Annotated in this window: 12 protein-coding genes; 3 read left to right on the top strand and 9 right to left on the bottom strand. The window is 65.7% G+C overall.

Features of this window, described 5'->3' with window-relative positions; translation table 11 throughout:
- Window positions 1–212 precede the first annotated feature (212 nt).
- From IB261_RS05240 to IB261_RS05225, 4 genes are read right to left on the bottom strand one after another with little or no spacing between them, the layout of a single operon-like run.
- On the bottom strand, window positions 213–1,379 hold the full coding sequence (locus tag IB261_RS05240; protein WP_192381608.1) for an osmoprotectant ABC transporter ATP-binding protein OsmV: 1,167 nt from the start codon (window positions 1,377–1,379) through the stop codon (window positions 213–215).
- Window positions 1,380–1,381: 2 nt separating this feature from the next.
- Window positions 1,382–2,047, bottom strand: coding sequence for an ABC transporter permease (locus tag IB261_RS05235; RefSeq protein ID WP_081517409.1), 666 nt, complete (start codon window positions 2,045–2,047; stop codon window positions 1,382–1,384).
- A gap of 1 nt (window position 2,048) precedes the next feature.
- Window positions 2,049–2,987, bottom strand: coding sequence for a glycine betaine ABC transporter substrate-binding protein (locus tag IB261_RS05230; RefSeq protein ID WP_081518155.1), 939 nt, complete (start codon window positions 2,985–2,987; stop codon window positions 2,049–2,051).
- A gap of 26 nt (window positions 2,988–3,013) precedes the next feature.
- Window positions 3,014–3,730: an ABC transporter permease gene (locus IB261_RS05225; protein WP_192381607.1), complete on the bottom strand. Its 717-nt coding sequence runs from the start codon at window positions 3,728–3,730 to the stop codon at window positions 3,014–3,016.
- Window positions 3,731–4,177: 447 nt separating this feature from the next.
- Here IB261_RS05225 and IB261_RS05220 point away from each other — a divergent pair, with 447 nt between their 5' ends.
- Both IB261_RS05220 and IB261_RS05215 read left to right on the top strand, forming a co-directional pair.
- Window positions 4,178–5,449: a cation:proton antiporter gene (locus tag IB261_RS05220; protein WP_081517407.1), complete on the top strand. Its 1,272-nt coding sequence runs from the start codon at window positions 4,178–4,180 to the stop codon at window positions 5,447–5,449.
- A gap of 127 nt (window positions 5,450–5,576) precedes the next feature.
- Window positions 5,577–7,160, top strand: coding sequence for a peptide chain release factor 3 (locus tag IB261_RS05215; protein WP_054906664.1), 1,584 nt, complete (start codon window positions 5,577–5,579; stop codon window positions 7,158–7,160).
- Between the two features lie 67 nt (window positions 7,161–7,227).
- Here IB261_RS05215 and IB261_RS05210 read toward each other — a convergent pair whose 3' ends face one another.
- The gene (locus IB261_RS05210; RefSeq protein WP_192224690.1) at window positions 7,228–8,241 is read right to left on the bottom strand and encodes a M14 family metallopeptidase; all 1,014 of its coding nucleotides are present in this window, start codon (window positions 8,239–8,241) and stop codon (window positions 7,228–7,230) included.
- Between the two features lie 107 nt (window positions 8,242–8,348).
- Here IB261_RS05210 and IB261_RS05205 point away from each other — a divergent pair, with 107 nt between their 5' ends.
- Window positions 8,349–8,972 (top strand): TetR/AcrR family transcriptional regulator, encoded by a 624-nt coding sequence (locus IB261_RS05205; protein ID WP_081517404.1) that lies wholly within the window; start codon window positions 8,349–8,351, stop codon window positions 8,970–8,972.
- 4 nt (window positions 8,973–8,976) lie between these two features.
- Here the strand turns inward: IB261_RS05205 and IB261_RS05200 are convergent, their stop codons facing one another.
- The 4 genes from IB261_RS05200 to IB261_RS05185 all read right to left on the bottom strand — a co-directional run bounded on the left by IB261_RS05200 (window position 8,977) and on the right by IB261_RS05185 (window position 13,414).
- Window positions 8,977–9,723, bottom strand: coding sequence for an ABC transporter permease (locus IB261_RS05200; RefSeq protein WP_081517403.1), 747 nt, complete (start codon window positions 9,721–9,723; stop codon window positions 8,977–8,979).
- Between the two features lie 13 nt (window positions 9,724–9,736).
- On the bottom strand, window positions 9,737–10,447 hold the full coding sequence (locus IB261_RS05195) for an ABC transporter permease (protein ID WP_081517402.1): 711 nt from the start codon (window positions 10,445–10,447) through the stop codon (window positions 9,737–9,739).
- 72 nt (window positions 10,448–10,519) lie between these two features.
- The gene (locus tag IB261_RS05190) at window positions 10,520–11,305 is read right to left on the bottom strand and encodes a transporter substrate-binding domain-containing protein (RefSeq protein WP_138212225.1); all 786 of its coding nucleotides are present in this window, start codon (window positions 11,303–11,305) and stop codon (window positions 10,520–10,522) included.
- A 69-nt stretch (window positions 11,306–11,374) separates the two neighbouring features.
- Window positions 11,375–13,414 carry an aminotransferase class I/II-fold pyridoxal phosphate-dependent enzyme gene (locus IB261_RS05185; protein WP_192381606.1) on the bottom strand — a complete coding sequence of 680 codons (2,040 nt, stop codon included), beginning with the start codon at window positions 13,412–13,414 and terminating at the stop codon, window positions 11,375–11,377.
- Between the last annotated feature and the right edge of the window lie 173 nt (window positions 13,415–13,587).

The raw sequence follows: 13,587 nt of genomic DNA, 5'->3' as shown, positions 1-13,587 counted from the left end.
CCGGTTGACTGTTTCGGATACTCAACAAAATGCACGGAATACCGCACAGAACGGGGCTTTCGACGCGTTTCTGCATCATCGTCCTACTGAGTTAACGACCGGTGACAGAGGGGGTAGTTCAGCGTTTCGGGATGGGTGGTGCAGAGGAGAGTTTGCGAGCGCAATGGAGCAGTTTTTGTAGGAGCGAGCCAGCTCGCTCCTACCGGGTCAGATCACGAAGCCTGAGCCACCTCCGCCGGCGACACGATGTTGGTCTTGCGTCCACGCGAGCGACCCGAGCTCAGGTAATCGGCGATCGACTCCTGCGTCACCTCGCCGAGGAACTGCCCCTCGGCATCCAGCACCGGCAGCCACGAGCTGTTGAACTCGTACATGCGCGACAACAGGATGCGCAGGTGCTCGTCGTGGCTGGCGGTCACGCGGAACTCGTTGAGGAAGTCGCTGCACTCGCCTTCCTTGCGGCGCATGTCCTTGCGGCGCACATAGCCCAGCCCCTTGCCGCTGGCGTCGACCACCACCAGGTAGCGGCGGTCGTCTTCCTCCATCTTCTCCAGCGCTTCGGCGACGCTGGTCTGCGGGTTGGCGGTGACGATGCTGCTGTCGGCGGCATCCTCGGCACGCACCAGCAGCAGGCGCTTGAGGGTACTGTCCTGGCCGGTGAAGGCGCTGACGAACTCGTCCGCCGGGTGCGCCAGCAGGGTGTCCGGGTGATCGTACTGGAGCAGGCGGCCGCTCTTGAACACCGCCACCTTGTCGCCCAGCTTGATCGCCTCGTCGATGTCGTGGCTGACCATGATCACGGTCATGCCCAGCTTGCGCTGCAACTCGAAGAACTCGTTCTGGATCGACTCGCGGTTGATCGGGTCCACCGCACCGAACGGCTCGTCCATCAGCAGCAGCGGCGCGTCGGCCGCCAGCGCGCGGATCACGCCGATACGCTGTTGCTGCCCGCCGGACAGTTCACGCGGGTAGCGCGAGAGGTACTGCTTGGGCTCGAGCTTGACCATGGCCATCAGCTCGCGCGCCTTCTCCTTGCACTTCTGCTTGTCCCAGCCGAGCAGGCGCGGCACGACCATGATGTTTTCCTCGATGGTCATGTTGGGGAACAGGCCGATCTGCTGGATCACGTAGCCGATCTGCCGGCGCAGGGTCACCTCGTCCAGTTCGGCGGTGTCCTGGCCGTCGATCAGCACGCGCCCGGAGGTGGGCTGGATGATCCGGTTGATCATCTTCAGCGTGGTGGTCTTGCCACAGCCGGAGGGGCCGAGGAACACGCAGATCTCGCCCTTCTCCACAGTCAGGCTGACCTTGTCCACAGCACGGAATTCCTTGCCGTCCTTGAGGGTGAAGGTCTTGGTCAGTTGGTCGAGTTCGATCATGTTCAGTCTCCTGTCTGCGGGCGCAGGCCCTTCGGGGTGAGCGCACGCTGCAACCATTGCAGCAGCAGGTCGGCGGCGATGGCCAAGAGGCTCACCAGCACGGCGCCGACCACCAGCATGGGCATGTTGGATTGGCTGATGGAATTGAGGATGAGGACGCCCAGGCCACCGGCACCGATCACCGCGGCGATGGTCATCACGCCGATGTTCATCACCACGGCGGTGCGCACGCCAGCGAGGATCACCGGCACGGCGATGGGGATGTCGACCATCCGCAGGCGCTGCCAGAAAGTCATGCCGATGCCCTTGCCGGCTTCGCGGATGCCGGGTTCGACATTGGTCAGCGCGAGGTAGGTGTTGCGCAGGATCGGCAGCAGCGAATAGAGGAACACCGCAGTGATCGCCGGCAGCGGGCCGAGGCCCTGGCCGATCTTCGAGTAGAGCGGCAGCATCAGGCCGAACAGCGCAATGGACGGAATGGTCAGCACCACGGTGGCGGCGCCCTGCAGCGGGCCCGCGAGCCAGCGGAAGCGCGTCATCAGCACGCCCAGCGGCACGCCGACGATGATCGCCAGGCCCACGGCGATGGACACCAGCATCAGGTGCTGCAGCGTCAGTTGCCCGACCTGGGTCCAGTCCAGGCGGGAGATCACGGTCATGAAGTCCATGTCAGTTTTCCTCCTGTGCGGGTTGTTCCTCGACAGGCTTGGCCTTGTCGCCCAGCAGGCCGTGCTCGCGCAGGAACTTCTGCGCTACGCGCTGCGGCGGCTCCTGTTCGATATCGACCTGGGCGTTGAGCGCCTGCATGGTCTTGTCGTCGAGCAGGTCGGAGATGGGCTCGAACAGGGTCTTCAGCTCTGGGTGCTTCTGCAGCGCATCGGCGCGCAGCACCGGGGCGGCGTTGTAGAAAGGGAAGAAGTGCTTGTCGTCTTCCAGCACGCGCAGCTTGAAGTCCTTCAGGCGGCCGTCGGTGGTGTAGACGAGGCCGACGAACACCTGGCGATTCTTCAGCGCGGTGTAGACCAGTCCGGCATCCATCTGCCGCACGTCGTCGCGGGTGAAGTGCAAGCCGTACAGCTCGCTCATCGGCCCGAGGCCGTCGGGGCGCCCGGCGAATTCCGGGTCCATGGCGAACAGGTGGGTCTTCTTCGCGCCCTGCTCCTTCATCACCCGCGCCAGGTCGCTGAGGGTGCGCACGCCGAGTTGCTCGGCCTGCTCCTCAGGCATGGCCAGGGCATAGGTGTTGTTGAACGGTGCGGGCTTGGGCCAGACCAGCCCCTTCTTGCCGTCCAGCTCACGGACCTTGGCCAGCGACTGCTGGGCATCCAGCTTGTCCTTGATCTTGTTGTAGACGATCAGCGACGAGCCGGTGTACTCCCAGACCAGGTCCAGCTGGCCGCTCTGCTGGGCACTGCGCGCCAGGGTGCTGCCCAGGCCGTTGGTGACCTTCACCTCATAGCCCTTGCTCTGCAGGTACTGCGCGGTGATGGCGGTGAGGATGCGCTGTTCGGTGAACGGCTTGCCGCCGATGCGAATCACGTCGGCCGCGTGCGCAGCTCCCGTGGCGGCGGCGAGCAGCAAGCCCAGCGCGCCAAGCAGACGTTTCATGCCGGCTCCTTTGAATTCCAGTCCCTTCATTGCGTCAGCCCCCGCTCCAGCACGCTCCGGCTGAACAGCACCACCAGGCCATCGAGCACCAGCGCCAGCAGCGCGGTGCACACGGCTCCGAGCAGCAGCTTGGATTGGTCGTCCAGGGCGATGCCGGGGAAGATCAGGCTGCCCAGGCTGTTGGCGCCGATCAGGAAGGCCAGCGGCGCGGAACCCACGTTCAGCGCCAGGGCGATGCGCACACCCCCCATGATCAGCGGCACCGCGTTGGGCAACTCGACCCGCAGCAGCACCTGGCGCGGGGTCATGCCGATGCCGGTGGCCGCTTCCTTGAGCGAGGCCGGCACGGCGCGCAGGCCTTCGTAGGTGTTGCGCACGATGGGCAGCAAGGAGGCGAGGAACAGGGCGAGGATCGCCGGGCCGTTGCCGATCCCGACAATCGCCAGGGCGACGGCCAGCACGGCCAGCGGCGGGATGGTGTTGCCGACGTTGAACACCTGCATCAGGCGTTCGGCCTGCCCTTGCAGCGCGGGCCGGCTGAGCAGGATGCCGGCGGGGATACCGACCGCAACGGCGGCCAGCATGGATGCGAACACCAGAACCAGGTGCGCCTGCAGGTAGAACAGCAGGTCTTCGCGGTACTGCCACAAGGTGGCGGGGGTGATCCAGTGGATCAGCAAAGCCAGAACAACGACTGCAAAGCAGACGCCGAACAGGGCCTTGCCCGTGGTGGTTTTCACCATGGTTGGGGGACTCCCTTCGGGTGCGCGGCGACTGGCATCGCCCCGCTCACTTGACGCTCGATCCCGTCCAGAAACCCATCTGGGACCGCGATTAAACGCGACGGGAATCAAGCACTTGCGCATGCGTTTGCGGATTACCGTCGCGAAGGGATGGACCCCCGTCCGTGCCCATCCGTTCAATAAAATTGCCATCTTTGTGCCATCGCGCGCAGTCGAAACCGGCGTCAGCCCCCATGGTCCGGGGGCTGTGGGCGACAAAGTTTTTTTCAAAAAAACCGTCGACCCGGCTGAACCATCGCCCAGGTGCACTTGCCCAACGCCGAATGCGCCCGGCGAACACGCACGCGGTTTCGCTCAGCGGTTATCATCGGGTTCCTTTCGCGTGCCCCCGACCCATGGATAGGTCACTCGGGGCCGGCGTCTTGCCTACCACGGAGATCCTTCACCATGCTTGATCTGGCTGCGGCGTTCATCGCGCTGACCACCCTGCTCACCTACGTCAACTACCGCTTCATCCGCCTGCCGCCGACCATCGGTGTCATGGCCACCGCCCTGGTGTTCTCCTTCATCGCCCAGGGCATGTCGCTGCTCGGCTATCCGGTCCTGGAAGTCGAGATGCAGCAGATCATCAGCCGCATCGACTTCTCCGACGTGCTGATGACCTGGTTCCTGCCCGCCCTGCTGTTCGCCGGCGCGCTGCACGTGAACCTCGCCGACCTGCGCAACTACAAGTGGCCCATCGGCCTTCTGGCCACCTTCGGCGTGCTGATCGCCACCACGGTGATCGGCTACCTGGCCTACTACACCTTCGCCCTCTTCGGCTGGCACGTGGACTTCATCTACTGCCTGCTGTTCGGCGCGCTGATCTCGCCCACCGACCCCATCGCGGTGCTGGGCATCCTCAGGTCCGCCGGCGCGCCCAAGCCGCTGGCCACCACCATCGTCGGCGAGTCGCTGTTCAACGACGGCACCGCCGTGGTGGTCTTCACCATCCTGCTGGGCATCCTGCTGGCCGGCGAGACACCCACCGTGTCCTCCATCGCCTGGCTGTTCGTGCAGGAGGCCATCGGCGGCATCCTGTTCGGCGCAGCGCTGGGCTACGGGGTGTTCCTGATGATGCGTGGCATCGACCAGTACCAGGTGGAAGTCATGCTGACCCTGGCCCTGGTCATCGGCGGCGCAGCACTGGCGGCACGGCTGCACGTGTCGGCGCCGATCGCCATGGTGGTGGCCGGCCTGATCATCGGCAACCAGGCGCGGCAGTACGCCATGTCCGACGAGACGCGGCGCTACATCGACAAGTTCTGGGAGCTGATCGACGAGATCCTCAACGCCCTGCTGTTCGCCCTGATCGGCCTGGAGCTGCTCCTGCTGCCATTCAACTGGCTGCACGTGGTCGCTGCCTTCGTCCTCGGCGGCGCGGTGCTGATCTCGCGCCTGCTCACCGTCGCCCCGGCCATCCTCGTGCTGCGCCAGCGGGAAAACGGCCGCCGCCAGGTACCTGCCGGCACCATCCGCATCCTCGTCTGGGGTGGCCTGCGTGGCGGCGTCTCGGTAGCCCTGGCGCTGTCCCTGCCGCTGGGCGAGCAGCGCGACCTGATCCTCAGCCTGACCTACGTGGTGGTGCTGGTGTCGATCCTGCTCCAGGGCCTGTCCATCGGTCCGCTGGTGCGGCGCATCTACAAAGGCGCCGAGCCCGTCGCCGACAGCCACCACTGAAGGCCCCATCAAAGGCCAAGCACCTTGCGTCGCCGGGTCTGCCGGCGACGCCTCGAATCAGGCTATAATCCCGCGTTTTTCGGGCCGCTCGCCGCCCGTCTTCACCGAATCGACCAGGCACCCATCCATGAGCATCCAAGCCGCCGAAGTCGCGAAGCGCCGCACGTTCGCGATCATTTCCCACCCCGACGCCGGTAAGACCACCATTACCGAGAAGCTCCTGCTGATGGGCAAGGCGATTGCCGTCGCCGGTACCGTGAAGTCGCGAAAGTCCGACCGCCACGCCACCTCCGACTGGATGGAGATGGAGAAGCAGCGCGGCATCTCCATCACCACCTCGGTGATGCAGTTCCCCTACCGCGAGCACATGATCAACCTGCTCGACACCCCCGGCCACGAAGACTTCTCCGAAGACACCTACCGCACCCTGACCGCGGTGGACTCGGCGCTGATGGTCCTCGACGGCGGCAAGGGTGTAGAGCCGCGTACCATTGCCCTGATGGAAGTCTGCCGCCTGCGCGATACGCCCATCGTCAGCTTCATCAACAAACTCGACCGCGACATCCGCGACCCGATCGAGCTGCTCGACGAAATCGAAGCGGTATTGAAGATCAAGGCCGCGCCGATCACCTGGCCGATCGGTTGCTACCGCGACTTCAAGGGCGTGTACCACCTCGCCCAGGACAAGATCATCGTCTACGTGCCGGGCCACGGCCACGAGCGCATCGAGACCAAGGTCATCGACAAGCTCGACTCGGACGAAGCACGCGCGCACCTGGGCGACCTCTACGACAACTTCCTCGAAGAGCTGGAGCTGGTGCAGGGCGCCTGCCACGAGTTCGACAAGGACGCCTTCCTCAAGGGCGAGATGACCCCGGTGTTCTTCGGTACCGCGCTGGGCAACTTCGGCGTCGACCAGGTGCTCGACTGCATCGTCGACTGGGCTCCGCAACCGCTGGAGCGTGGCGCCCACGAGCGCACCGTGGCACCGACCGAGGAGAAGTTCTCCGGCTTCGTGTTCAAGATCCAGGCAAACATGGACCCGAAGCACCGCGACCGCATCGCCTTCATGCGCATCTGCTCGGGCAAGTACGAGAAGGGCATGAAGATGCGCCATGTGCGCCTGGGCAAGGACGTGAAGATCGCCGACGCGCTGACCTTCTTCTCCAGCGAGCGTGAGCAGCTGGAAGAGGCCTTCGCCGGCGACATCATCGGCCTGCACAACCACGGCACCATCCAGATCGGCGACACCTTCACCGAAGGCGAGGCGCTGGGCTTCACCGGCATCCCGCACTTCGCCCCGGAACTGTTCCGCCGCGTGCGCCTGAAGGACCCGCTCAAGTCCAAGCAGCTGCGCCAGGGCCTGCAGGAACTGGCCGAGGAAGGCGCCACCCAGGTGTTCTTCCCCGAGCGCAACAACGACATCATCCTCGGCGCCGTCGGCGTGCTGCAGTTCGACGTCGTCGCCAGCCGCCTGAAGGAGGAATACAAGGTCGAGTGCGCCTACGAGCAGATCAACGTCTGGTCCGCGCGCTGGATCGAGTGCAAGGACGAGAAGAAGCTCAAGGAGTTCAAGGACAAGGCCTTCGAGAACCTGTCCGTCGACGGCGGCGGCCACCTCACCTATCTGGCCCCGACCCGCGTGAACCTGAGCCTGATGGAAGAGCGCTGGCCGGACATCACCTTCCGCGCCACCCGCGAACACCACTGAGTTCGCCGCTCACGAAAACGCCCGCCTTGTGCGGGCGTTTTTGTGGGTGCCGAACTGCCATTCGGCGTTACGGATCGAGTGCGCCGGAACTCCAGGTGCTGGAAGTCGCGCTGCCGGTCAGCTTGGCGGCGATGGCGCCCTGCGGGATCAGCCGGTCGCGATAGCGTGTGGCAAGCAGCCCACTCTGCGGTGCGCGCAGGATGTGCTCGCTGCTGGCGTCGCCGGGACGGGCAATGATGCGCGCGAAGCGCTCGCCCGCCTCGATGTACTCGCCCAGCTCGCGTTCGAAAACCAGCACGCCAGCCGCCGGGGCGAACACGGTTTCCATGAAGCCCATGGGCGTGGCAACTCCCTTCCACTCCGGCAACGGCCCGGCATCGCTCACCACGCCACGGGCGCCCAGGAAACGGTAAAGACCATCGGCATCCTGCTGTGCCAGCGCATCGCTGACGTCGCCCTGGCCGCGCAGTTCGACGGTTGCCACCAATCGCCCGGCGAAGCGCTGTTCGGCCAGCCACGGGGCGATCACCACCTCTTCGAACGCCCCATCGCCATCGCCTTCCCAGATGATCGCCAGCTCCGCGCGAAGGGCGGCAGCGAGGTCCTGCGCGGCAGGCCAGAAGCACTCGTGGAGGTAGACGTACTGCAGCGCCTCGTCATCGGTGTGCAGGTCGAGCACGATGTCCGCAGGCGCGGCCAGTTCTGCCACGCGTTTCTGCCACAGCGTGAGGTTATCCAGGGTGCCGCTGGCGGCCGCCGAGGCGATGAAGCCACGATTGAAATTGCGCGAGGTCGCGTCGTGGTTCCGACCGAGAATCCGCCCCTGGCGGAACTGCCCGATGCCGATGGGATTGGCCTGCGGCACCACCGTCACGCTGCCGTTGAGCGCACCGCGTTCGGCGGCATCGCGCAGGCGTGGCAGCAGCTCGTGAAGCACCAGCATCCCGGCGATTTCATCGGCATGTACGCCGGCCTGCAGGTGCACCTTCGGCCCCGGCCTGCCGCCGTCGATACGCCAGGCGCGCACGCGCAGCTCGGCACCGGAATCACCCGGTACGCTGAAGGATACGTCCTCGATCATTTGCCCTCTCCTCTTGTCCGAATCGCCCATGGAAATCTTCCCCGGCGCCTCCTAGTATCGAAACCGTTCGCCGCTTGCCGGCACCCCGCAACACAGGACGCCCGCCCTTGGATACCCCCCGCCAGAAAGCCCAGCGCGCCACACCCGAGGAACGCCGCGACCACCTCGTGCGCGCCTGCCTCAAGTGCCTGGTCGCCGATGGCCACGCAGGCATCTCGGTGCGTCGCATCGCCAAGGAAGCCGGCGTCGCCGTGGGCCTGGTGAACCACCACTTCGGCAGCATCGACGCGCTGGTCGCCCAGGCCTACGAAACCCTCGCCAGCGAGGTGACCCAGGCGCTCTACCGGCAGGTCGACGCGGTCGGCAACGACCCGGCCGTGCGCATGGAAGCCTTCCTCACCGGGTCCTTCTCGCCCCAGGTGCTGGACCCCGATCTGCTCAGCCCCTGGGTCGTGTTCTGGAGCCTGATCCGCCACTCGCCGCCAGTGAACGAGGCACACGAGCGCGGCTACCACAGCTACCTCGCGATCCTGGAAAAGCTCATCAGCGAACTCGCCAGCGCCGAGGGTTTCAGCGTGGCGCGCCCGCGACTCGCCGCCATCGGTCTCTCCGCCATGCTCGACGGACTGTGGCTGGAGTGGTGCCTGAACCCCTCGACCTTCAGCGCCGCCGACGGCCTCGAGCTCAGCCGTTGCTGGGTAGAGGGACTGCGCCGAGGTGCCTACGCGTAATCACTCAAACTGCCGTTCTTGCACGGCGCTTGCCCAGCCATGAACGCTGCGTCGTCTTCTGCTCGCGGCGAACCGGGGTGGCGCGCTCCAGCAAGGCAAACAGCGCTTCGATGATGAAGGTCAGGCAGACATAGATCGCCGCCACCAGCAGCAGCGGCTCATAGATCTGGAAGGTCTGCGCACGCACCACGTTGGCGGCGCCGAGCAGGTCGACCACGGCGATGGTGGAAGCCAGCGCGGTGGACTTGAGCAGCATCACGCTTTCCCCCGCCAGCGTCGGCAGCAGCAGGCGAATCGCCCGCGGCAACCACACGCGGTAGAGCACCAGCGTGCGGTTCATGCCGAATGCCGAAGCGGCCTCCAGTTCGCCGCGCGGTACCGCCTTGAGACCGCCGCGGACCACCTCGCCGACGTAGGCGCCGACCGAGAGGATCAGCGCGATGACGATGTACCAGAAGCCATCGCGCAGGTACGGCCAGAGGAAGCTGCCGCGGATCAGCGGGAACTGCGCGAACAGGCTGCCCAGGCCGTAGTAGAAGATGTAGATCTGCACCAGCAGCGGCGTGCCGCGAATCACGCTGGTGTACGCCAGCGCCAGGCGCGAGACCAGGAAGTTGCGCGACATCCGCGCCAGCGCCACACCCAGCGCCAGCACGAAGCCCAGCGTGGCGGAAATCAGCAGGATCACCAGGGTGGTGCCTAGGCCCTTGAGCAGCAGGGCCCCATAGACGAATAGCCAGTGTTCGTTCATCGCCGCGCCTCGTTCAGACCGCCGGAATCCAGCGGCGGAAGCGCCGCTCCAGGTAGCCCGCGAACAGGTTGGAAAGCACGGTGAGCACGTAATACAGCGCCGCCGCGGTGAGGTAGAAGGTCAGGTAGTGACGGGTCGAACCGGCGGCCTGCTTGGCGGTGTAGAGCAGCTCGTTGGTGCCCACCACGCTGATCAGCGCGCTGTCCTTGATCAGGTTGACCCACAGGTTGGCCATGCCGGCCAGCGCGTTGGGCGCCATCATCGGCAGGGTCACCCGGCGGAACAGGCCGAAGCCGTGCATGCCGTAGGCGCGCGCCGCTTCGATCTGGCCATAGGGGATCGACTGGATGGCACCACGGAAGATTTCCGAGGCGTAGGCGCCCTGCACCAGGCCGAGCACGACGATGGCCACCATCATGCCGTTGAGCTTCACCTGGCCATAGCCGAGCCATTCGAAGAACTGGTTCAGGCCCATGGAGCCGACGTAGAACAGCAGCAGGATCAGCAGCAGCTCCGGCACCGCCCGGCACAGCGTGGTGTAACCACGCGCGAGTATCGCCAGCGGGCGCGGTCCGCCGATCTTGGCGCTGGCCGCGGCCAGGCCGATCAGCAGGCCGACGAGGAAGGCGCCGACGGAAATCTGCAGGGTGACCAGTAGCCCCTTGAGCAGGGCCGGGCCCCAGCCGGTGGGGCCGAAGCCGATCAGGTCGAAGATGCTTTGCATGGCCGTCTCCAGGAGGGAGGCTCAGGGTCGTCCCCGTGCCCGCAGCGGGCACGGGGACGGCTCACGCCGGGATCACTGCTTGGGCGCGACGCTCATGCCGAAGTACTTGTCCGACAGCGCCTTGTAGTCATCGCTGGCGAGCAGCTTGCCGATGGCCTCGTCCATCTTCGCCTTCAGCTCGGTATCGCCCTTGCGCATGCCGGCGCCGACGCCGCGGCCGAACAGCGGGTCGTACTTCACCTCGCCCTTGTTGACGATGCCGGCCGCCTGGGCGTCCGGCGACTTGACGAAGGACGCCACGGCGATGCCGTCGGCCATCATCAGGTCGATGCGCCCGGCCACCAGGTCGGCGTTCACCGAATCCTGGGTGTCGTAGTAGCGCACGTCGGCGATCTTCTCGTAGTACTGCTTGAGGTAGTTGGAGCTGACGGTGGATATCTGCACGCCGATGGTCTTGCCCTTCAGGCCCTCGGGGCTGATCTGCACGTCCACCGCCTGGGGCGCGGCGACGGCCACCGGGGTGTCGTAGTAGGGGCGGCTGAAGGCGATCTGTTTCTCGCGCTCATCGGTGATCGACAGGGAGTTGAAGATCACGTCGATCTTCTTCGCCAGCAGCGCCGGGATGATGCCGTCCCAGGCTACCTCGTCGATCTCGCAGGTCGCCTTCATCTCGGCGCAGACCTTGTGGATCAGGTCCGGCTCGAAGCCGACCCAGCTGCCATCGGGCTGCTTCTGCGAGAACGGCGGATAGGGCTCGGCGGCCAGGGCGAAACGGATCGTCTCGGCCTGGGCGCTCGCCACGCCGGCCACCAGCATCGCCGCACCCACCATCAGATTGCACAGACCTTTCTTGTTCATCGTGATCCCCTGCATTGTTTTACTTAGTGTTGGGTCACGCTCATCGATGCGCCGACAGCGCGGCATCGGTCAGCGATTCTGGTGCGCGTTGACGAACTGCCGGCAGCGCTCGCTGCGCGGCCGCGAGAAGACCTCCTCGGCGGTGCCCTCCTCCTCGATCAGGCCCTTGTGGAGGAACGCCACATGGCTGGATACGTCGCGGGCGAAAGCCATCTCGTGGGTGACCAGGATCATGGTCCGCCCCTCCTCCGCCAGCGAGCGGATCACCTTCAGCACTTCGCCCACCAGCTCCGGGTCCAGCGCCGAGGTCGGCTCGTCGAACAGCATCACTTTCGGCCGCACGGCCAGCGCGCGGGCAATGGCCACGCGCTGCTGCTGGCCGCCGGAAAGAAAGGCCGGGTACTCGTGGCGCTTCTCGGCCAGGCCGACGCGCTCCAGCAGCGCCTCGGCGCGCTCGCGGGCCTCGGCCTTGCTCTCGTGGAGGACGAAGGTCGGCGCCTCGATCAGGTTCTCCAGCACGGTGCGGTGCGGCCACAGGTTGAAGCTCTGGAACACCATGCCCAGCTGCGAGCGGATGCGGGTGAGCTGCTTCTGGTCGGCCACCATCGGCTCGCCATGACGGTTCTGGGTCAGGCCGATGGTCTCGCCATTGACGGTGACCGAGCCCTGGTTGGGAATCTCCAGCATGTTGATGCAGCGCAGCAGGGTGCTCTTGCCCGAGCCGCTGGCGCCGATCAGCGAGATCACCTCGCCCTCACGAGCCGACAGCGACACACCCTTGAGCACCTCGAAGTCGCCGAAGCGCTTGTGGATATCCCGAACCTCGATCACCGGTCTGGACTGCGCCTGCACGTCCTGCAGGAGCGGGCCATGCCCGCGACCCGCCTCGGCACGGGGCACATCACGGACGGAGTCCGCTCCTACGGAGTTGGCCTTCGCCGGAAGGGATTCGACAAAGCGGATGATCCGCGCACAGGCCTCCGCCATGCTCTCGTCGCTCAGGCCGAAGGACAGCCGCACGAAGCCCTCCGCCTGCGGGCCGAAGGCCGCCGCGTCGAGCACCGAGACACCGGTGGCGTGGAACAGCTGCCAGGAGAAGTCCAGCGAGCTGAGGCCGGTATCGCGCACGTCGACCATGACGAACATGCCGGCTTCGGGCGACAGCACCTTCACCCGCGGGCAATCGCTCAGCGCGGCGACCACCAGGTCGCGGCGGCGGCGGTAGATCTCGCGCATTGTCGTGACAACCTCGTCGTGACGCTCCACCGCCGCGAGGGCGGCTTCCTGCACGAAGCCCGGCAGGCCGTAGAACATGTTCAGCGCGAGGTTTTCCAGGTGCCCGACCAGCGTCGGGTTGGCGACTATCCAGCCAGCGCGCCAGCCGGTCATGGCGTGAGATTTCGACAGGCTGCCGATGCTCAGGGTGCGCTCGCCCATGCCGGGTAGCGCGGCGAAGCTCTGGTGTTCGCGCTCGAAGGTCAGGCCCTCGTAGACCTCGTCCACTACCACCCAGAGGTCGTGGGCCTCCGCCAGCGCGGCAATGGCCAGCAGCTCGTCGCGGTCCAGCACGACGCCGGTCGGGTTGCTCGGGTTGGCGAGGAAGATCGCCTTCGTGCGCGGGGTGATCGCTGCGACGATATCGGTGGCCAGCGGGCGGAAGCCGTTTTCCGGACGGGTCGGCACCCCGACCAGCACGGCGCCGGTGGCTTTCAGCGTGGCTTCGTAGGTGACGTAGACCGGGTCGAAGGTGATGACCTCGTCGCCCTTCTCCAGCAGGCACATCGCGGCGGCAAACAGGCCGTTTTGAGCACCGGCGACGACGATGACGTTTTCGGGCCCGGCCTTTTGGCCGAAACGCCGCTCATGCAACGCCGCAATAGCCCGGCGCAGTGCGGGTTTGCCGGCGACGTCACTGTAATGGGTGTCGCCGTCGCGCAACGCGGCAACGGCGGCATCGGTGATGAAGTCCGGGGTTGCGAAATCGGGGTCGCCGACGCTGAGCACTATCACGTCGCGGCCAGCTCGCTGGGCGGCAATGGCGGCGTAGTGAATGTCCCAGGCGGCCACGCCGGGTCCGACCATCCTGTCCACAAGCGACGAATAACGCATGCAAGGGCCTCATCCGAATGACGGAATGTCCTGCAGAAGGGTCCGCAGGAGCGTTGGGCCACCATAGCCAAGGATGAACGAGTGTTCAACAGCGTTTTCCGACATCAGCCATGTCGTTTTCAGACCGTTCACTCAAGTGACTCCTCACCTTCAGGTGCGACACGTCGCAATTC

Origin of the sequence: Pseudomonas sp. PDM20, assembly GCF_014852575.3 — a bacterium.
In the GTDB taxonomy this organism is placed as follows: domain Bacteria; phylum Pseudomonadota; class Gammaproteobacteria; order Pseudomonadales; family Pseudomonadaceae; genus Pseudomonas.
This window is presented reverse-complemented; position numbering and strand designations above follow the sequence as displayed.